Here is an 18,606-nt window from a genome sequence, read left to right as displayed (position 1 = left end):
TTTTGAAGCCGTTTCAGCCTCTCGACCTGAACCTTGCGGCTTCATGAGGCATTCTCAAGAATGACTCATGCGGTCGGGGTGAAACCCGGATGTGACGCCCTTGCGCTTGTGAAAGAACTTCTCGCCAAAGCGAGAGGCAGCTTCAACAGAGCTTCGCGTTCACCGTCAAGCTGTTTTTCAAACTTTTTCAGGTGCCCCACTTCGCTCTGCCGGAACCGATCATTCGACCGATTACCTTATATGCAAGGGAGATAGAAGAACTCGTGCTGTGAAAGAACTGTCCCTGCCGCAGCAGGGAGGCTGTATCTATGCAAATCCCGCCCTGTCGTCAACAAGGTTTTTCGTATTTTCTGAAATCATCACCATAATCCACCGAAATGACTACTGAACATACTCAAAAGTTTTACCTAATCTTCGGGTTTGTCTTCCAACTAGGCTTGGCATATATGTAAATTGTCGTTCGGTTGGCGCAACACCCTACGCTGCCGATGGGCAATTTCTGCGGGCAACGCCCCTCCACTCTTGAACATCGCATACATCACTGAAGGAAACCACATGTCTCTTAGCAAGCAGGAAATGCAGGAAATAGCACGTCAGGTTCAGGAAGGCCGTTACGTCAGCAAGGGAACCTTGTATGTCTCCGTCGGCATCGCGCTGGTTCTCGGTCTGTATCTGGGCAACCTTCTCACGACAATATATACCCCAACGCCAACACATGTTGTGCAGTCCCAACAACAGGCTGCGCCCGCACAGCAAACCCAGCAACCTCAGGTTGACCCCGGACTTGCCGCGCAGATTCTGAAGTATGAAAAAATCACCCGCGAAGACCCCGCTAATGTGGAAGCCTGGATACATCTTGGCCATGCCTATTTTGACAGCGACAAGCCCAAGCCGGCCATCGCCGCATATACCAAGGCACTTGAACTTGCTCCCGGCAACGCCAATGTGCTGACCGACCTTGGCGTCATGTACCGCCGCAACGGAGAGCCTGAGAAGGCCCTTGAGCAATTCGGCAAAGCATCCGCACTTGATCCCAAGCATGAACAGTCCCGATTCAACAAGGGAATCGTACTCATGCATGACCTGAAGCAGAAGGAAGCCGCCATCGCCGCATGGCAGGAACTTCTCGCCATCAATCCCAATGCCAAGGCCCCCAATGGCATGCCCATTACGGAACTGATCAAGCAGCATTCCAAATAGCTGCATAACCGCCCGATGACAGCCGCCCTGCCCCGCAGGGCGGTTATTTCATTCTGGCAGCGGAGCTTATGTCCAAGCAGATGGACAAAAACTCCAGTTCCCCATAAAAACAAATAAATTCTCTCCATGACCTGTATCGAGGACTTCATGACTGTATCAGTAGCGGCCCGACAGAGCTTCCGCATTCTTATCATCATACTGTTTTGCGCGATGTCATATTGCACGGCATTTGGCGCCAGCTCGCCTGCTGTTCCACTTTCCGTCGTCATGAGTTCCCTTCCTTTACGCCCTCACATCGACGCTCTTGAAGACCCGCACGGTCAACTGACCATTGAGCAGGTAGCCTCTGCCGCTTACATACAAAAATTCACGCCGCTTGCCTTCCGCAACGTTTCCGGAGGCACTGCGGCAAGTTGGTTGCGACTGACGCTGGAAGCCGACAAAACCGGCCGACTGAGTGAGGAGATGCTCTACCCGGTTCTTGATCTTGGCTCTGCCCAACCCGGCGGAGTGCAGCTTTTCGTCCCCCATTACGCGGACGAAAGTTCAGCCTGGCCCACAGGCTGGCAGTCCCTTTCCGCAGCAGGCCCCGCCCAGTTTCCTCTTCCTGTCCCCCCCGATGGAACAGTTACTTGCTATGTACGCATCGCGGGTCCGACCGGCTTATGGTTCTACCCTTCATTGCAACTCCGCAAGGCCAGTGCACCGCTGCGCCACGCCCCTTCCTACATGGAGGGAATCACGGGGCTGGTCGCAGGTCTTGTCATGCTAAATTTCCTGATGTTCGCCATGGGACGCGGCGAAAGCCGCTTCTGGCTCGGTCTTTACGGCGGCCTGATGCTGCTGCATAGCGCGTCCGGCCCGCCCCCAGCCCCCGCAGGCGGCCTCCCTTTTTCCTCCGCATGGGCTTTTCTCACGCCCGGGCTTGCACTCGTGCTTCTGCCACATGTGGGCAGACACATTCTCAATACGTGGGACAAGAAGCCCTCTGTTGATGCAACGTTACGCGGCCTCTCTGTGTTCGGTGCCGTCCTTGCTGTAGCTCCGCTCATTCCCGGATGCAGCAGCCTTGTCCGTCTGCTGCCGCTATGGCCTGTTCTGGCACTCCCCACCGCCATTCCGGCACTGCAATGCAGCCACGCCAAGCTACCAGGCGCCAAACGTTATCTGCTCGCCTGTCTCATCACGGCCTCAGGTGCCTTTACAGTATTTGCCCCCGTGTCCTCGCCTGAATCCGCACGACTTGCAGCCATGATTCCCTTTGCAGGTGCTGCGCTGGGACTGCTTATTCTCACTCCGCTTGTCTCCCTGCCTCTGGTCAAACGCTCTCCAGATACCTCCAGGCAGACCCCTCCCACCCAGAAAAATGCACCAGGTGCAGCATCTCAGGAGTTGGTAGCCAGAGTCAGCCACGACCTGCGCACCCCCCTGCATGCCATATGCAACGCGGCAGAAACGCTGAGTCTTGCTCCTCTTGATGCTGATGCCATGAAAAAAGTACGGACTATGCAGGCAGCGGCAGGCAACCTTTCCACCCTGATAAACGACCTGCTTGATGCCAACCGCATAAGCAAAGGGCGCATGCACCTGAAACAGAGGCCCTTTGACCTGCAGCACATTCTTGTTGAAGCACATGACATCATACTGCCGCTTGCAGAACAGAAAGGGCTGAACCTTTCATGGTACATGGAACCCCATTTACATGTGAAATACAGCGGTGATGCCGACCGTCTGTTGCAGGTACTGCTCAATCTGCTCGGCAACGCCGTGCGCTTTTCGGACAGAGGAACGGTAAGCTTCAAGGTCTCACGCGTACCGGAAAGCACCAATGCAGGCTATCTGCTCTTCACCATCAAGGACAACGGCATCAGCATTCCGCTACAGAATCAATATGCCGTATTTGAAGAGTTCTGCCTCAGTCCGGATTCCGGAACCGGAAGATACAGCGGTTCCGGCCTCGGCCTCACCATTGCCAGAGACCTCATCGGATTGATGGGCGGTCATATCTGCCTGCAATCCAGTCCCAGCCATGGTACCGAGGTAAGCTTCACCGTACGCCTGCTCCCCTTGCCGGGAGACGTGCAGATCGCTTCAATGGCACGAGAAGATGAGTTCAGCGCCTATTCCCCCTTCAGCAAGCCGCCAAAACCACAGGCAAATCGTATTCTTGTCGCAGATGATGTGGCCAGCAACAGACAGCTCGTGCGCTTCTTCCTTGAAGGGTTACCGTACGTGCTTGAAGAAGCCCGAACCGGTGAAGAAGCCATAGAGCGGTACCAGAATCAGCCTTACGGCATGGTGCTGATTGATGCCGACATGCCCGGCCTTGGCGGTACGCATGCCGTGCAGGCCATCCGAACCATCGAATCGCAGCAAGGACTCAGTGCCGCCCCCATTCTGGCGCTTGCCGCCCGCCCCGAGGAAAGCGCGCGCATGCTTGAAGCCGGTTGTACGGCAACCCTTCTGAAGCCGCTGTCACGCATGCGTCTTCTTGAGGTGGTTACCCGCCTTGCACCACCTGCAACCGCCGCAGAAGAAACGGACGATTCTCTCGTCACCGGACATACAACCATAGAAAGGATCGGAGTCGCCCCGCAAAAAAAGGCTGCTCCCGCGGAAGCCCTGCACCAGAACACTGTGCTGTATCATTCCGATGCGGAAACAGGCTCAGATCGCCTTCCGCAGGAAGAGCAAACGCTCCCTGCTGCCCTTTTGCAAAAGCCGGTCCCAGCCCCTGCACCCGCCCCCCCCCCCAGCCCCGCTCCGGAACCGGAGATCGCAGTGCGGACGGAAGGTGACATGCCTACGCTGGATTCCAGCCTGCTGCCGCTTGTACCAGGACTGCTGGAAAGTATAGATGAAGCTCTGGCCGATGCGCACAGAAGTGTGCGCAACGGCAGCCCCTTGGGCGTTCAGGAAGCTGCCGGGCGTCTGGCAGGCACTGCCTCCAGCTTCGGCCTGCGCGTTCTTGAACGTATGGCCCGCTGTGTCGAGAGAGCCGCGCTTGCTGACGACCTTGATGCCATACTGAACCTGCTGCCCGAACTCGAGAACATGGCACAGCGTAACAACCGCGCGCTTACGGACATCTATCGCATGCACAAGGCCATGTCCGCATCGGAAGACCGCAACATCCGGTAAGGTAGACCTGCCTGCTCAAACAGGCCAACACCGCCCGTGGCTTCGCCACTGGGCGATTGGCCCCTTTGCGCATTCACCCGCTTACATAGGACACTGCTTGATTTTTGCCCTTCGTAACGTTGACAAGGCGAAACGATAGGGGTATCCAAACTGCGTGAGTGAACACTTAAAATTAATAGTCCACCGCTACCTGATATAACAACTGCAATACTATACACGAGCACGATCCATCAGCCTGTCTCACCTTGAAGACGGGCAAGCCATATAAGGGATAGAACATGAAACGCGATGTAATACTGGAAACAGCCGCTCGCCTTTTCGCCGAGCGCGGTTTCAACAACACCCCCACCAGCCTTCTGGCCAAAGAGGCAGGGGTTGCCGAAGGCACCATCTTCCGTCATTTCCAGACCAAGGACGATATCTTCTTCACCCTCATCAACAACGTGAAGACCCAGCTTATCAGCGATATCGAAAAGTACCTTGAGGTTCGTGGCCCTGAAAACGCCCTTGAAAAGCTGGAATCCGTCATCAAGTCCTTCTACGTGTTCGTCAAGAAGAACAACATGGAGTTCAGCCTTATCTTCCGCGATGCGCCCACCCGCTATGGTCAGCGCCATGACGACGTGTTCCTCCAGATCAAGGAAATCTACAGCTACGTCACCAACTACCTGAAGGAAGCCATCGAGGAAGGAAAGAAGGAAGGCACCATCCGCTCCGATGTATCCGCACAGGAATTCGCCGACATGCTCATGAGCACCATGGTAGGTCTTGTAAGGGCAGTTCATTTCGGATTCATCGAATCTTCTGATGATATCCTCAAAAACGTCATCGAAAGTTACACCAGACTGCTTTCCAACAAGTAGACTTGGTCTGAATGCAAGTTGAAAGCGCCGTGCAATGTACGGCGCTTTTTCATTATAAAGTTATTTCTACTCTTTATGATAGTTGACATTTAGCGTAGTAATCAATCGCAGGGCAAGTCTGTCGATCCGGGGGGAATATAGGACGACAGATACATTTTACAAGGCAAGGAGTAGCGTGTGAACTGGAAAAACATCGGATTGAAGGGCAAATTTGGTATCGGCTTCGGTTCAATCCTCCTGTTACTTAGCGGTTTGGTAATATGGTCCGTAATCGGAATAGGAACTATTGTTCGCAATGCCGAAGAGGTTATACACGGCAACGAGCTAAAAGCTGATGTCGTGCAAAAAACTGTTGATCATCTCAAGTGGGCTGAAAAAGTACAGCTACTACTCTCCGATGATACAGTGCACACTCTTAGCGTTCAGACAGATCCTACATTATGCGGGTTCGGGAAATGGTATTACGGGCAGGGCCGCAAGGATGCCGAGCACCTGGTCCCACAGCTTGCATCTGTCCTGAAGGACATTGAAGCCCCCCATAAACACCTGCACCAGTCCGCCATTGCCATTCAGAAGGCATATCTCCCTGCCGACATGAGTCTGCTCAACTTCATGTATGAAAAGAAGCTGGACCACCTTGTCTGGATGAAGACTGTGCTTGATGCGGTTACCAACCCCGCCGTTACAACGCTCAGTGTTCAGCTGGACCATACTCAATGTGGTCTTGGTCGTTGGCTCTATTCCGACGATATCCAGAACCGGATCAAGGCCGACATCCAGTTTGCAGGACTGATTTCTCCCATCTACGAACCTCACCAGAAACTCCACCAAAGCGGCGCCAAACTTGGGCGGCTACTTTCCGCCGGACATCGTGATGAAGCCATACGCATGTACCATTCGGAAACGGACCCGTTTGCCGAGGCGACCATAAGCCAGCTTGATACCGTCATAAACGAGTATGTGAAACGCGCTGAAGGGCTCAACAAAGCAAAGCATATTTTTGTGACGGAAACCATGCCGGCTCTTGAGCAGGTGCAAACCCTTCTCAATAACGTCAAGAGCATCACGTCCGAAAACATCATGACGGACGAAACCATGCTGCATGCCGCTGAAGCGACTCGTAGCGTAGTGCTTGTCAGCGGCTCTGCTGCCGTCGTGCTGGGACTTTTGCTCGCCGTCATCATCGCGCGCGGCATCATCGGCCCGCTGAAGAAAGGCGTGGACTTTGCCGAAGTTGTGGCCACGGGCGACCTCACAGCCACACTTGACGTGAACCAGAAAGACGAAATCGGCATGCTGGCAGAATCCCTGCGTTCCATGGTTAATAAACTCCAGGACGTGGCTTCCTCCATCGAAAGCGGAGCGGAAAACGTGGCTGCTGGCAGCGAAGAGCTTTCCGGCACGTCACAAACGCTGTCACAGGGAGCAACCGAACAGGCCGCTTCCATAGAAGAAATATCTGCTTCCATGGAAGAGATGACTGCCAACATCTCCCAGAATGCCGAGAACGCATCGGAAACGGAAAGGATTTCCCGTACCGCTGCATCAAGCGCCTCAGAAAGCGGTTCGGCTGTGAACCAGACCGTCTCGGCCATGAAAAACATCGCGGAAAAGATCACCATTATTGAAGAGATCGCCCGCCAGACCAACCTACTGGCTCTGAACGCCGCCATTGAAGCCGCCCGCGCCGGTGAGCACGGTAAGGGCTTTGCTGTTGTGGCTGCCGAAGTACGTAAACTGGCCGAACGCTCCGGCAACGCCGCAGCTGAAATCAGCGAGCTTTCCTCCAACAGCGTCAGCATTGCGGAAAAGGCTGGCACCATGCTGACAGCACTGGTTCCTGAAATACAGCGCACTGCAGAACTGGTGCAGGAGATTTCAGCCGGTACGAGTGAACAGGCCAATGGCGCCCTTCAGGTGAACAAGGCGATTTCCCAGCTTGAGCAGATCATTCAGCAGAATGCCTCCGCCTCGGAAGAGATGGCCTCAACGTCTGAAGAGCTGTCAGCCCAGGCCATCCAGCTGCAGCAGACCATCGCCTTTTTCAAGGTGGACGGCGACACCCGCAGAGCGCTGCCCGCCGCCCGCTCCGTAAAGGCCAATGTTGCCAGACCGAAGCCCAAGGCGCTGGCGGCCAGACAGCCGGCTCCCGTAAGGCAGCCCAAGCTGCGTCTGGATATGGATACTGACGACAGCGAGTTTGAAAAATACTAGCAAGCAAAGCCCCCGCAACCTGCCGGTTGCGGGGGCTTCATCATTATTGCCGATAGCTATCGGATGCAGACAGTCCTGCAATACGTTTGGCTAGGCATTCCCGTGCCCAGCCATTTCTACAGGCTTCTCTTTCCGCTCTGTACCGTTGTGCAACGCAGGCAGAAACTCTGCCTTCACCTCCTCCCCCTCGCCAGCTCTCCATACAAGGTCGTCCCATCCCCGCGCTTCATTGTTTCCCCGGGAGCCTTCACTCCTTTCTCCTCCACGGTAGAAACGTTCATCCATGCCATCAGCTGGCCCGCCATACTGCGGCATGGAGTTTTCACGCCCACCTTCGGTACCGTCATGCTCCGGCATGACCTTCCGGTCATCTACCGTACCCGTTCCATACCCCCACACCATGCTGTCGATGAGGTTCCCTTCCTTGCCGGGGGTGAACAGCATGATCGGGTCACCTCCCTTGTTGCGGGCGTCCGTCAGCGAACTGAACAGGGTGCGTACCGCTTCGGCCCTACGCTCCGGTTTCGCCCCTTCCATACGCTCCAGTACCGTTTCCACGCCGCGATAGAACATTCTGTTCTCAAGATCGGAGCGGGGATCACGCTTCTGAAGAAGATTCCGCAGGGCTGAGGCATCACTATGCGACAAATCCCGTCCGGGGATGATCGTGTAGGCGTCCTCAATCTTGCCCCGTCGCATATCGTCCACCGTCTTGAACAGAACGTCCGGCCTGGTCTCCCACTTATCCGCTTTCAATGAGTCGCGCATACGCTTGCGCACGCCATCGCCCAGCACCGTATCCTTATCCAGCAAATTATGCGCAGCCTGCACATCACCGCCATCCACGGCATTATAGAAGTCTTCAAAGGTCTTCTTCCGCAGCGTCTCGTCATCCTTGCTCTTCTGGTAGGCCTGCCGAGCGTTGGCTACCTCCAGCCGTTCCTGAACAACCTGCCGATGGCTGTCCTCCAGATCCGGCATGTCGTGCACATCGAGCAGATTCTGCAACGCGGTGTCATAGTCCACCGTTCCGTCCTGCCTGTAACGTTCCTCAAGCGTAGAGAACGCATGGTCTTCAAAAGCACGGTTCACGGCCTCTCTGGATCTGTCCAGATCCCTCTCCTCCAGCGTCCCTTCCAACTGCCCAAGCAGCGCACGGGCATGCACGGGGTTTTCGTCAGCCATGCGGGCAAGAAAGGCACCGGTCATGCCGGAGCGTGTAGTCTTGATGCGTTGCCCCGTCACTTCGGAGGACTCACCAAGCGTCTGCCCTGTGGAACGGAACGTCTGTTCCATGGAAAGCAGCGTATTGCTGAAATGACGCAAAGCCCGCTGCTGCAGCTCCGGCGAAAGCGTCATGCCGGCCATGCCGCCAGCCTCCGCCGCATCGCGCAGCATACCACTCATGCGCTCTTCCCGCAGTTGCTGAAGCTCCTGCGCCCTGTCCTTCAAAGCCCGCATGGCGAGCCGGTCTTCATGAAAAGCCATGCCCTGATCCAACTGCCCGATGATGGCAGCCTGCTCCACAGGATCTGCCGTACCGGATAGGGCCAAGTACGGTACCTTGCCGAATCGCGAGGCGGCCTCCTGCATCTTCCCCGGCTGCGCTTCGTCAACAATGCTGCGGAATTGATTTTCCGCCTCCAACGCACGACGCAATGCTCCGGTCACACGCTCGGCATCGCCTCTTGCAGCAGACCTCAGCTCATGAGGTGCCACAGACTCCAGAATAGTCGCCGTCTCATCCGATCCAGCAGCCGGGCCTCCGGCCCTTCTCCTTCCGCCGGAATCGGGGATATGCAAAGCCATTGTTCTCTCCTGTCTCTTTTCTGTACGCAGTCTGCGCTACCCGGCCTGAGCCATGTCCCACAGATTGGTCCATGTATCACGAACCTTGCCCACTTCACCCCACACCGTTCGTGCCTGCTGATAGCGGGTCATAAAACCGGGTTTGGACTGACTGATCAGGAAGCTACGCTCGGCATGCGCCTGTGACGACTGATTCTCATGCCGCCATGCCTGCATGGCCCCTTCATGCAGAGCCATTTCACGCGCTCTGCCTGCTTCCGAAGCCCTGTCCATGAGCGCATCGACCGCGCTTCCGTCAGACATCACCATGCCGGAAGCCGCCATGGACACTCGCATGGCACCGTTCTGCCGCTTGAAACTTCGTACGATTTCCTTGGCCTTGATGGCCGCCATGGCCCGCACGTAATCCGCTTCATATTGCGCGATGACAGCGTCGTTCTTGTAGCTGTCCGCCTTGAACGCCACCTCCCGCCTGCGGTTCCGGTCCTCCTCGAACATGCCGTATACGGTCTGAAAGGAGTTCATGGTGGAGTCGAGCGCGGAAAGTCCGGAACCGAACACCTGCCCCAAAGAGATACTACTACCCGGCATAGGCCCCTACCTGTTGGTTGGCAAACGACACTGCGGTTTGCGCATAGGTCCATCCGGAAACCTTGCTCTGCGATGCCTTCATCTTCGCCATACCGGCATCGGCAAGCAGGCTGCGGGACTGGTTCTCAGCACGCCATGCGTCCATCTCGCCCTGATACAGGCGCAGCTCCTCCTGCCTTCTGGCCTGCGAAGCATTGTCGAGCAGCACATCCATGGAACTGCCGTCCGCCATGCCCACACCGCCCGCCGCAAGCAGGGAGCGTTGCGATCCCTGCGCCCGCAGAAACTCCCTGCGCAAATTCTGCGCATCATATTTTGCAAGCTTGCGCGCGTTGGCCGCCTCATAGCTTGCCGTCTTTGCCTGCGCCTCAGCCATGCTTGCCTGGTATCTTGCCATCCGTCGCTGGTTGGCAGCCGCCTCTTCCTGCATGATCACAGCGGAGCCTGTGCTGACAACAGCCATGGCTGCCAAGGCGAGGTTAATTACGGTACACATGCCCGCCTCCCATATGGAATTTGTGAAAAGGCAACCCGAACGGCCCGAAAGGAACCGGTTCCTCCACGGTAAAACCGCACCAGCCAAGCCAGCGAACCGATGCTGCATTGCGGGCGTCCACCCAGTTCACCAGATTCGGAAAGCGTTGACGCATCAGGTCGATATACTCTCGGGAATGCTGGATAAACCCGCGAACCTGACGGACAAGTGCATCCGTCCCCAGCAACCATGGGCTGCCGGTTCCCGACAAGGAAGATGCTCCAACCCCGAACATGGCGATGACCTCGGCTTTCTCCACAACCGCCCATGCCATGCAGGACATGGAGAATGACCGCTCCAGCCCCGCATCCGGCGCGAGCCCCGTGGCGGCAAGCACCTCTCCGCAGTCGCTTCTGCGCAGACGCCCCCTCAGACCGTCAACATGACTCTGTGTTGCCTTGATGATACGAACGTCTTTCATCGGTCCCCCACCTCCAGTTGCGCGATGAGCGCAAGAATGGTCATCGGCAGCGGATAATCCTGCCGGACAAGAATACTTGCCTGAGGATCGTACCCGGCATCGAACTCCGTCACCTTGTCACCCGTGAACAACGGCACTGCTTGTCCCAGAGGGTCACTGCCCTTGCGGAACACGATTTCCCGCAGACGGGAGGCATCAGGCCCCACCTTCAACCCCAGTGATTCGTGCAGACGTACCCACAGACGGCTGACACGCTTTGTACGCCCCTGCGCCGTACCATCCTGCAACGCCACTTCCGGCTGCATGGGAGAAAGGTCCGACACAAAGGGAAGCCCCACATGCACCAAGGCAGCAGGACGCTCCAGTGTCACCTTGCCGCCACTCACCACCCTGTCAGGATGCACCCAGCCGTCCGTAAGAATGGTCACGGTCCGGCCTTCCAGATGGTCAAGCCCCGTCAATTCATCCGCGGGCTCTCCCTCATAGGTCAGCCCGCAGTCCACAAAGAAGGCGTCCCGCGTGCTGCCGCCGATGAAATACGGGGCCAGTCTTTCAACATAGCGTCTGGGCTCACCGTTCACCTCGCGGCGCACGATGCACCACAGTTCATCGCCGTCAACGGCAGGAACAACGCACACGGACTCGAAAGCCCCGTCCGTATCATGCCTGTGCCAGCCCACGACCTTGTGCTCGCGTTCGTACGTGAAGGCCACCATCTCTCCGCTTTCCAGCACACACCAGACAATGGAATGCGGCGACTGCTGATAGGCCCATTCGCGGATGGCGCTGTTGCGGGTCATGTGTTCCGAAAGCACGGTCAGATCCCCGGCATCGTAGCCGTCCACCTCAAGGCTGTAGCGGAATTCGCGCACAACCTTGCCGCAACGCTGCACAAAGAGCACCGTGGACCCGATGACGATAGGCATGATGTCTGCCGCACCGCGCACGGTCTGCCGCTGAAAGGTGACCGACATGGGAGATAAGGGCTCCCCGTTCACGCCGGACATGATCCATTCCCCGCCCAAGGTTCCTATAAGCAGCTCCTTGGTGGGGAGCATCCAGCGGATGGCATTGACGCGGTCTGCCGCAATGGTGGCAGTCACCGCGTCATCTGCACGCAGCGGGTTGGATACGTTAAGGTTCTCATAGTTACCGGACTGACTTGTCCACACAGTCTGGGGTTTCTGGCTGCTGGCAGCAAAACACAGACGCTGCTGGAAAAACTGCACCACGGAAGGATACGTGCCCTCACCCGAAAACGGGTTACGGATCTCAGGCGGGCCATCCGCGAAGTCCGGAGAAACACCTCTATCCGCCCATGAACCGGTACTGGCCCTGCCTGCATAGCCGTAGCTTTCCGAATTATTCCAGCACTTGTAGATGCGATATTCGTAGTTGCCTTCCAGCGTATCCCAGGTCAGCTCCACGCGGTCGTCCACGTTCAGTGAAGAAGCCGCCGTCACCCGAACAGGCTCGGTGGGCAGGCTTTCCTCCTCCGTATCCTTGTTCAGGGCCGTGACCACGTAGGAATATTCACGGCTGCCGGTAACGCCGACGGCCTTGCCCGCCAGATTGGCCGGCTTGACCACGCCGGAGCCGAACACCAGCTCGCCGATGCGCCAGTCATCGTGCGCATGGCGCGATATTTTACGCGGCGCGTGTGAGGGGGAAACAAAATACATCACGTCCGCTGACTGACAGAACTTAAGTCCGTCCAGATCGGCTTCCGCCCACGGCGTTGCCAGTTCCACGGGACTGCCGTCCTCTTTCACGACCTGACCGCCATCTTTCCAGACCCGCATGTACAAGTTGCCGAACTCCAACGCGTAGGACTGTTCCACATTGAAGGCAAAGGGAATGAGCCGCGCTCGCCCTCCGCACGCTTTGCACTCACCGGCAAAACGGAGCCCCGGTCTGCGGCTCGCAGGGCCATGGGGATGCACAAACATGTTGCGCAGCACCGAACAACCGTTGCCGTAACGACTCTGGTCCACACGGGCGTCCATCAGCGGAGATAATTCGCCGCCGTTGAAACTGGATTGAAGAATGTTGACCGAACTCATGCCCGCCCTCCCTCATGAGGCAAAAGCTCCTGCGCTCCGTCTGCCAGCCGCCCCCCGGAAGAAATTGTCTTTTGCATAGGTGTCTCTCCCTATTATTCAAGCCGTCACCACAGACGGGCTCGCACCCATTCGTTGGTGTCGTCAGGGTCAACAGCCCCTTCCGTGGCATCCATGGCCTTGGCGCGTTCCAGCGCATTTATGTACTTGGTCATCATGGACTGCTCCAGTCGCGAACTGTTCATGAGCGGCACTGCCAGTTCTGCTGCCAGCTTGCGCGCAAGCACTTCCACGAACAATGCGGGAAAACGCGCAGGGTCAGTCACCCGCACGGTCACAACAGCCTCTGCGGGATATGCATCCGAATAAAGAACGCGGTTCTCAACTACCTCAAAATCGGCGTTGCCGCGCAGTCGGCGCACTCGCAGACAATCGGCAGGCAACTGATAGGCTCTGGCAAACCCGAAAAGGGGCGCTGCAGGCAAGGAAGCGAGGGCAATATACCGTGCTGCGAAGTTCCAATGATGCTCTTCGAGCAATTCGTCGCGCACCTCGGAATAATACTGACTGCACAGACGGGCTCCCCGCGATTCCTGCTCAAGCGAAAGAATCTCTTCGCCGCCAAGATATCTGAGTCCCTTGTTGCAGATGGAAATGACTGAAGCCATAGCCTAGTCCTCCTTGCACTGGCGGCAACACCGGCAGCCCCGTCCGGCACCGGTGCCGGTTGCCTCTTTTTCGGCAGAGCCTGCAGAACCGGCTGTCACACGGCCAGCCCTCTGCCGCCCCGCCTGCTGCCGCTCGGCATAGACGACAAGGCGCTCCAGCATCTCCTCATCAGCATTTTCCTCGAATCCCACAGCCATTCTCGTGAGTTTGGCCCGAAGCAATGCCATCCTGAAACGTCTGGCATCCTGCTCAGTTATATCGTTTGCGTTTTTCATTCTTTTCTCCTGACAGAATTCTTTGCGCTTGCCTGCCGCGTCCACCGGACCGGTCAGCGTTCTCCGATCCTGCGGAGACAATGGCCGCAACCTTGAGCAATATGCGGGCGCCCGGTCCAAGGACAGGACGCCCGCACAAGGTTAACGGGGCAGATATTCGAAGATGATGTTCACAGTGCCGCTTGCAGCAGCGTCATCAGTCCCCATAGAAGCCTTCACATACTTTGCGGTATCCGAAGGCATGGGCAGACGGGCCATGACCTCGCCTGCGGCAAAACTCATGGCCTTACCGACTGCCGCCTTGCGGAACAGCACGGGTACGTCCGCAAACACGGCATCGTCCGCGCTTTCCTGCAGTGACAGGGTCAGAGTGGCATTCTCCGCAATGGCCACGGGGGTTGCCGCCACCATCACCACTTCGGCCGCGCCGAGCATGGATCCCGCCTTGCGGGAACCGCCGTTCCCTGCCGCAGTGGTGTTTGCGGGCAGAGTCTGGGCCTTGGCCAAATGCTCACCGTACACCGTAAGCTGATTCTTATACATACTGTCTCTCCTTTTCTTGCGCGGAGCAAATCCGCAGCACCATTAGAAAGCGACGGCCTTTTCTGCGGCGTCGAGGAAGTTGTAGGAAGTAACGATCTCCACGCCGTTCCAATGGGTGACCTGGCGATCCATGTCCTTGCCGCCCACGTTCACCTGCAGGGACTTGCCCTTGTGCTCGTAAAGCAAAGTCTTGGCCTTCTCGTGCATGAACAGGAAGGTGTTGCCGGGAATGGCGCGCACGTCGGCAAGCAGATCATCGATCATCATGGCCGTGGGCAGGTTGGACTTATTGATGTTCACAATGGCGGCCACGGAGTGCCTGTTGGCAATCTGGATGCCGAAATAGGCCTTCAGGCGCATGCCGAAGCACAAAACGCCCTGATGCTTGCCTGAAGCCGCCTTGTAGATGGAACCGCTGTTGATGGGGGTTACGTCCAGCAGGGAACCCTGCTTGAAGCTTTCCTTGGAATACAGCCCGGTGGTCTCACCGGAGATGAAGCGCACGGCCAGCATGGAATAGCAGTCGTCGGTCGCCGCACCGGCGTTGACGGCCTTGCCCTTGTCCAATGCCCAGGTGCGGAAGTTGTCGTACAGAATACGCTGTTCAGCGGCCATGCCGGACTTGCGGATGACCTTGGGCAGCTTCTTGGCAAAGTAGTTGGTCGTGCCGCCGAACATATTGGCGGTATCTTCAGGACACTCGATCTCGCCCCCAAGGATGGAAAGGTCCACCTTCTTCAGGTCGGATGTCACATCCACGGCAGGCAGCGGGGCGTTCATCTCCACCCAGCCCGCACCGTCCACGTCGCTCACATCCTCATACATGTTCCACAGGCCGTGCGAGGCTTCCTCAAAAGGAATGACCGCCAGAATCGGCGCTTCTTCAGTCAGGTTGTCCACCTGTTCGGGCATCTTGCGGCTATGCACGGTTGCCAGATCTTTCAGTGTTGCACCCATTTTCATTACTCCTTAATTCTTGAACACTTCGGTTCTCAGGTATTCTTCGGTTGTCATCATCCGGTGGGAACTCGCATACGCACCGGGGTGAGCGGAAAAAGCATCTTCGCTGATGCATTCACCGATCACGGCCATCATCTCCGCAAACACGGCGTTATTGCCAAGCCCCGTTGCCAGCATGGGGCGCAGCCTGCCGCCCACTTCGCGATCCAGCAGATGCGTGGCATAATTGGCTCTGGCCAGTTTCTCGTCGAAGCAGCCCGCCCAAGCTCCCTCCCTGAGGGAACGGAGCGAGGCCTCCTTCTCAAACCGCATGCGCCGGCCCGTTTCCGCGAGATAAAACTCCGCGGCCTGTTGCGCCTGACCGGGCGTAAGGCCACAGTCGACACAAAATTGCCGGTAACTGCCGAGCAGGCCCTCATCCACAGGCATGCCTTCGGGAAGGGAAAGCTCCACCGATGCAGGATCGATGAGCGGCATTTCCGCCCCGCCGGAACCATTTCCGGACGGGCCCGCCTCGGGGGCGGCCTCAGCGGCGTCACCGGACACATCGGCCGCCTTCCCTGCGCCAGAAGTCCTCAGCGCAAGCTTCCTGTCTGCAAGATGTTCCATGCCTGCTGGCAGCTCTCCGGAAACAACGGTTTCATTCCGCTTTCCGGCCTGCGCCTTGTCCGCCGGTGCGACGGCGTGTTCCCCTGCCATGACGGCTGCATTGCCGCCTCCATGTTCCCCGGAGCCGGATGCGGTGTTTCCCTGACCGGCGTCGGTGGTAAATTCGTTCTGCATTGTGATTGCTCCCTGCGTTAGGTTCCGTGGCTACGGCCACGGAATGGAAAACGCGACATCATGAATTGGTAAGCTGTCGGACTTCATGGATCAGGCTCCGTGAATCAGGCTCAACTCTCGGTTCGCGTGCCTGTCCGCATGTTGGAACGCGCCCACTGACGGGCCCCCTCAAGCTGCATGCGCACGTGGCTCACGGGGTCAGAAAGTGCTATGTCCGCCATGCGGTCGCGGGCATAGTCATAGAGGGCCGTTGCCCCATAGACAGAGGCGTTGGTGCGCGAAAGCCGCTCGTTGGCGCAGGCCGCATCCAGCCAGTGACGCAGCACGCGGACTCCGGCACCGGACTCCAGCCGCAGCACCTCGCGCAAGTCCGAGAGGTAGGAGAGCGCTCTTGCCTCCTCATCACGCAGCGCATTGCGGGCACTGGCGTAATCACAAGCCAGCAGGTCGGTAAGCGCGCCTTCATCCAGTTCGAGCAGACCTTTCAGTTCCGTATCTTCGGGGGTAAGCATCAAGCATTCTCCTTCATCACGCCGGTCTGCCGGAGCATCATTTCAAGGGCGTTCCCCTGACTGGTTTCCACGGACGAAAGGTCCTTGGCGCTTCTGGACATCTGCATGGCCTGCTCAAGCTGTGCCTGCTGCTGCGCCGCCTGCGCCTTTTCCACACGCAGACGCTGCACTTCGTCATCAGAACGGATGATACGGGCAGGTGCACCGGCAATGGCGGCCAGTTCGTCCACGCACTGATCAAAGTCGATCTTGTCCAGCACCTGCGGCGCAACAGCGGCCATGCGGCCCACTTCCATCGTCAACTGGCGAATGGCGTTGCCGGAGGACTGTTTCTGGGCCTGCGCCAGAACAGAGACATATTCGATATCCAGATCCTCTCCCGCCAGTTCCGGCGGCACCGGCGGCAGCATGCCTTTACGGTGGAGAATGCCGAAGCTGCGGGTGATGAGCGGGTCCAGAATCTCCGTCTGGTAACGCTCTATGACCGGACCGAGCATGAGCAGTTTTTCCTGACTGCGCTCCATGATCTCCGCCGCGGTCACGTTGGAACGCGAGTCCCCCGCAAACATGAGGAAGAGATCATTGAAGAAGCCCTCGCGGATGGCCTTGCGCACATCTTCGATCTTGTAGGTCACGGCCTGAATGTCGGGATTGATCTGATACAGCGGAGCCAGAGCCTCGGGCTGGTTGGGATTCACATAGTTCTGCGCGCCGGGAATGAGGTTAAGCCGCTGCTTGTAACCGGTGGGCACACGCATGGGCGGATTGACCACCTTGTGCACAGCCAGAAGCTGGCTCTTGGCCATCTCCTGCAGCATCTTCACGTCCGGCAGGGCATCCATGCCGGGAGAACGGCCATACACATCCGCTCCGGAAACATCCCAGCGGGCGCAGAGATGCGGAAATTCCTCATAGCCGCCCTCATGCAACAGGTCATCCGCCTCGCCGTTGGCCTCGAATACGAGAGAAGCAAACGGCATATTGCGGAAGTCACGCTTGGAAGGGTCCCTATCCTTGCGGGGCATGACCAGATGCACCACCTCGACGAAACCGTAAGGCTCCTTCACAAGCTTGCGGCGGGTGCTGCGGCTCAGCCTGTCTTCACCATACTTTTCCGCGATCTGGCGTGCAGTCATCATGGAACGACGCACCACCGTATCCACCCTGCCCCATGCGTTGGTTGCCCACGCATATTCGCCGCAGGTAAGACAGGTGAAGTTCATCACCCGCTCGCGGTCCGCCTCATGGAACAGATCGGCGGAACCGAACGCGCCAAGTTCCGTATACATGCCGTGAATGGACTGGTAGAAATTCGATCGCGCCAGCGCGCCGTAAATGCGGTTTTCCACATCGTCCAGCCACATGCGTACCGGCCCGAACTCCATCAGGTCCCTGTTTCCGAGGCGAAGCCGGAACCACGGGCGCGCCGGCGAAGTGAGTCCCCCCTGCATTCCGGCCGCCAAAACACGTACGGCGCGGGTTGCCGTAGCGTCGATGATCTTGCCGCCGCGACGGTCTCCGGAATCCGGCTCCCATGAGGCGGTGCCGGAGAACCGCCCCTTGCGCGGCACAACGTACTCGGCAATGTCCCGCCAGTGGGATTCCCAGCCACTACGCTGCGATTCCAGAAAGGAAAGTGTTTCGCGAGCCCGTTTCAGTCTGCTCGATTCCATGGTTACTGCCCCAGTAGTTGCTTCTTGTTCACGTTGGCCTGAGAGGTATCTCCCAGCGCACCAGTGATGATGGTCGAATCGCGCCCCAGCGCCGCAAGCTGCGCCTTCCGCTCGTTATCTCTCGCCTTCTTCGATTCCTCGGTTTCCCCTTCCACCTCTTTCGGCGGATCCGGCGGCGGAGGTGCCACCGGTGCAGGGGGGGAGTAGGACTTGCCACCGCCACCGCCCATACGTTTCTCCTTCTGCGCTTCTCATCACGTTGCAGATTCGGCGCATCGCACGTTGCGCATCCGGCCCCATGCCGTCCGCGTGTGGGCAGACCCTACAACACGCTGTTCTGGCGAATCCGGCGTCAGC

The 18,606-nt window shown here is 57.7% G+C and carries 17 protein-coding genes; 4 read left to right on the top strand and 13 right to left on the bottom strand.

Features of this window, described 5'->3' with window-relative positions:
• Positions 1-555 precede the first annotated feature (555 nt).
• From N1030_RS17610 to N1030_RS17595, 4 genes are all read left to right on the top strand, one after another.
• On the top strand, positions 556-1,200 hold the full coding sequence (locus N1030_RS17610; RefSeq protein ID WP_265826902.1) for a tetratricopeptide repeat protein: 645 nt from the start codon (positions 556-558) through the stop codon (positions 1,198-1,200).
• Positions 1,201-1,347: 147 nt separating this feature from the next.
• Positions 1,348-4,341: an ATP-binding protein gene (locus tag N1030_RS17605; protein WP_265826901.1), complete on the top strand. Its 2,994-nt coding sequence runs from the start codon at positions 1,348-1,350 to the stop codon at positions 4,339-4,341.
• 278 nt (positions 4,342-4,619) lie between these two features.
• The gene (locus tag N1030_RS17600) at positions 4,620-5,204 is read left to right on the top strand and encodes a TetR/AcrR family transcriptional regulator (RefSeq protein WP_265826900.1); all 585 of its coding nucleotides are present in this window, start codon (positions 4,620-4,622) and stop codon (positions 5,202-5,204) included.
• 177 nt (positions 5,205-5,381) lie between these two features.
• A complete protein-coding gene (locus tag N1030_RS17595) occupies positions 5,382-7,418 on the top strand; it encodes a methyl-accepting chemotaxis protein (protein WP_338033317.1) in 2,037 nt (678 codons plus the stop codon).
• A gap of 90 nt (positions 7,419-7,508) precedes the next feature.
• On the opposite strand, the gene N1030_RS17590 is transcribed toward N1030_RS17595, so the two are convergent.
• From N1030_RS17590 to N1030_RS17530, 13 genes are all read right to left on the bottom strand, one after another.
• Positions 7,509-9,227 (bottom strand): hypothetical protein, encoded by a 1,719-nt coding sequence (locus tag N1030_RS17590; protein WP_265826897.1) that lies wholly within the window; start codon positions 9,225-9,227, stop codon positions 7,509-7,511.
• Between the two features lie 36 nt (positions 9,228-9,263).
• On the bottom strand, positions 9,264-9,818 hold the full coding sequence (locus N1030_RS17585; protein WP_265826896.1) for a hypothetical protein: 555 nt from the start codon (positions 9,816-9,818) through the stop codon (positions 9,264-9,266).
• Entirely contained in the window at positions 9,808-10,314 is a 507-nt protein-coding gene (locus tag N1030_RS17580) for a hypothetical protein (protein WP_265826895.1), read from the bottom strand. The genes N1030_RS17585 and N1030_RS17580 overlap by 11 nt, the downstream gene beginning before the upstream one ends.
• Positions 10,298-10,774: a hypothetical protein gene (locus N1030_RS17575; protein WP_265826894.1), complete on the bottom strand. Its 477-nt coding sequence runs from the start codon at positions 10,772-10,774 to the stop codon at positions 10,298-10,300. The genes N1030_RS17580 and N1030_RS17575 overlap by 17 nt, the downstream gene beginning before the upstream one ends.
• Positions 10,771-12,837 (bottom strand): phage tail protein, encoded by a 2,067-nt coding sequence (locus N1030_RS17570; protein WP_265826892.1) that lies wholly within the window; start codon positions 12,835-12,837, stop codon positions 10,771-10,773. Before N1030_RS17570 ends, N1030_RS17575 begins: the two co-directional genes overlap by 4 nt.
• Positions 12,838-12,941: 104 nt before the next feature.
• On the bottom strand, positions 12,942-13,502 hold the full coding sequence (locus N1030_RS17565) for a phage connector family protein (RefSeq protein WP_265826891.1): 561 nt from the start codon (positions 13,500-13,502) through the stop codon (positions 12,942-12,944).
• A gap of 3 nt (positions 13,503-13,505) precedes the next feature.
• A complete protein-coding gene (locus N1030_RS17560; RefSeq protein WP_265826889.1) occupies positions 13,506-13,778 on the bottom strand; it encodes a hypothetical protein in 273 nt (90 codons plus the stop codon).
• Between the two features lie 141 nt (positions 13,779-13,919).
• Complete coding sequence (locus N1030_RS17555; protein WP_265826888.1) at positions 13,920-14,321, bottom strand: hypothetical protein; 402 nt, start codon at positions 14,319-14,321, stop codon at positions 13,920-13,922.
• A 42-nt stretch (positions 14,322-14,363) separates the two neighbouring features.
• On the bottom strand, positions 14,364-15,278 hold the full coding sequence (locus N1030_RS17550; RefSeq protein ID WP_265826887.1) for a major capsid protein: 915 nt from the start codon (positions 15,276-15,278) through the stop codon (positions 14,364-14,366).
• A gap of 12 nt (positions 15,279-15,290) precedes the next feature.
• The gene (locus N1030_RS17545) at positions 15,291-16,064 is read right to left on the bottom strand and encodes a hypothetical protein (protein WP_265826886.1); all 774 of its coding nucleotides are present in this window, start codon (positions 16,062-16,064) and stop codon (positions 15,291-15,293) included.
• A 110-nt stretch (positions 16,065-16,174) separates the two neighbouring features.
• A complete protein-coding gene (locus N1030_RS17540) occupies positions 16,175-16,576 on the bottom strand; it encodes a hypothetical protein (protein WP_265826885.1) in 402 nt (133 codons plus the stop codon).
• Positions 16,576-18,249 carry a portal protein gene (locus tag N1030_RS17535; RefSeq protein ID WP_265826884.1) on the bottom strand — a complete coding sequence of 558 codons (1,674 nt, stop codon included), beginning with the start codon at positions 18,247-18,249 and terminating at the stop codon, positions 16,576-16,578. Before N1030_RS17535 ends, N1030_RS17540 begins: the two co-directional genes overlap by 1 nt.
• 2 nt (positions 18,250-18,251) lie before the next feature.
• On the bottom strand, positions 18,252-18,479 hold the full coding sequence (locus N1030_RS17530; RefSeq protein ID WP_265826882.1) for a hypothetical protein: 228 nt from the start codon (positions 18,477-18,479) through the stop codon (positions 18,252-18,254).
• Between the last annotated feature and the right edge of the window lie 127 nt (positions 18,480-18,606).

Origin of the sequence: Desulfovibrio mangrovi (genome assembly GCF_026230175.1) — a bacterium.
GTDB lineage: Bacteria > Desulfobacterota > Desulfovibrionia > Desulfovibrionales > Desulfovibrionaceae > Halodesulfovibrio > Halodesulfovibrio mangrovi.
This window is presented reverse-complemented; position numbering and strand designations above follow the sequence as displayed.

What these genes read in the sequence shown, in the direction of transcription:
- N1030_RS17610 (WP_265826902.1), top strand. Translation starts at nt 556, where the DNA reads ATGTCTCTTAGCAAGCAGGAAATGCAGGAAATAGCACGTCAGGTTCAG.
- N1030_RS17605 (WP_265826901.1), top strand. Translation starts at nt 1,348, where the DNA reads ATGACTGTATCAGTAGCGGCCCGACAGAGCTTCCGCATTCTTATCATC.
- N1030_RS17600 (WP_265826900.1), top strand. Translation starts at nt 4,620, where the DNA reads ATGAAACGCGATGTAATACTGGAAACAGCCGCTCGCCTTTTCGCCGAG.
- N1030_RS17590 (WP_265826897.1), bottom strand. Translation starts at nt 9,227, where the DNA reads ATGGCTTTGCATATCCCCGATTCCGGCGGAAGGAGAAGGGCCGGAGGC.
- N1030_RS17585 (WP_265826896.1), bottom strand. Translation starts at nt 9,818, where the DNA reads ATGCCGGGTAGTAGTATCTCTTTGGGGCAGGTGTTCGGTTCCGGACTT.
- N1030_RS17580 (WP_265826895.1), bottom strand. Translation starts at nt 10,314, where the DNA reads ATGTGTACCGTAATTAACCTCGCCTTGGCAGCCATGGCTGTTGTCAGC.
- N1030_RS17575 (WP_265826894.1), bottom strand. Translation starts at nt 10,774, where the DNA reads ATGAAAGACGTTCGTATCATCAAGGCAACACAGAGTCATGTTGACGGT.
- N1030_RS17570 (WP_265826892.1), bottom strand. Translation starts at nt 12,837, where the DNA reads ATGAGTTCGGTCAACATTCTTCAATCCAGTTTCAACGGCGGCGAATTA.
- N1030_RS17565 (WP_265826891.1), bottom strand. Translation starts at nt 13,502, where the DNA reads ATGGCTTCAGTCATTTCCATCTGCAACAAGGGACTCAGATATCTTGGC.
- N1030_RS17560 (WP_265826889.1), bottom strand. Translation starts at nt 13,778, where the DNA reads ATGAAAAACGCAAACGATATAACTGAGCAGGATGCCAGACGTTTCAGG.
- N1030_RS17555 (WP_265826888.1), bottom strand. Translation starts at nt 14,321, where the DNA reads ATGTATAAGAATCAGCTTACGGTGTACGGTGAGCATTTGGCCAAGGCC.
- N1030_RS17550 (WP_265826887.1), bottom strand. Translation starts at nt 15,278, where the DNA reads ATGGGTGCAACACTGAAAGATCTGGCAACCGTGCATAGCCGCAAGATG.
- N1030_RS17545 (WP_265826886.1), bottom strand. Translation starts at nt 16,064, where the DNA reads ATGCAGAACGAATTTACCACCGACGCCGGTCAGGGAAACACCGCATCC.
- N1030_RS17540 (WP_265826885.1), bottom strand. Translation starts at nt 16,576, where the DNA reads ATGCTTACCCCCGAAGATACGGAACTGAAAGGTCTGCTCGAACTGGAT.
- N1030_RS17535 (WP_265826884.1), bottom strand. Translation starts at nt 18,249, where the DNA reads ATGGAATCGAGCAGACTGAAACGGGCTCGCGAAACACTTTCCTTTCTG.
- N1030_RS17530 (WP_265826882.1), bottom strand. Translation starts at nt 18,479, where the DNA reads ATGGGCGGTGGCGGTGGCAAGTCCTACTCCCCCCCTGCACCGGTGGCA.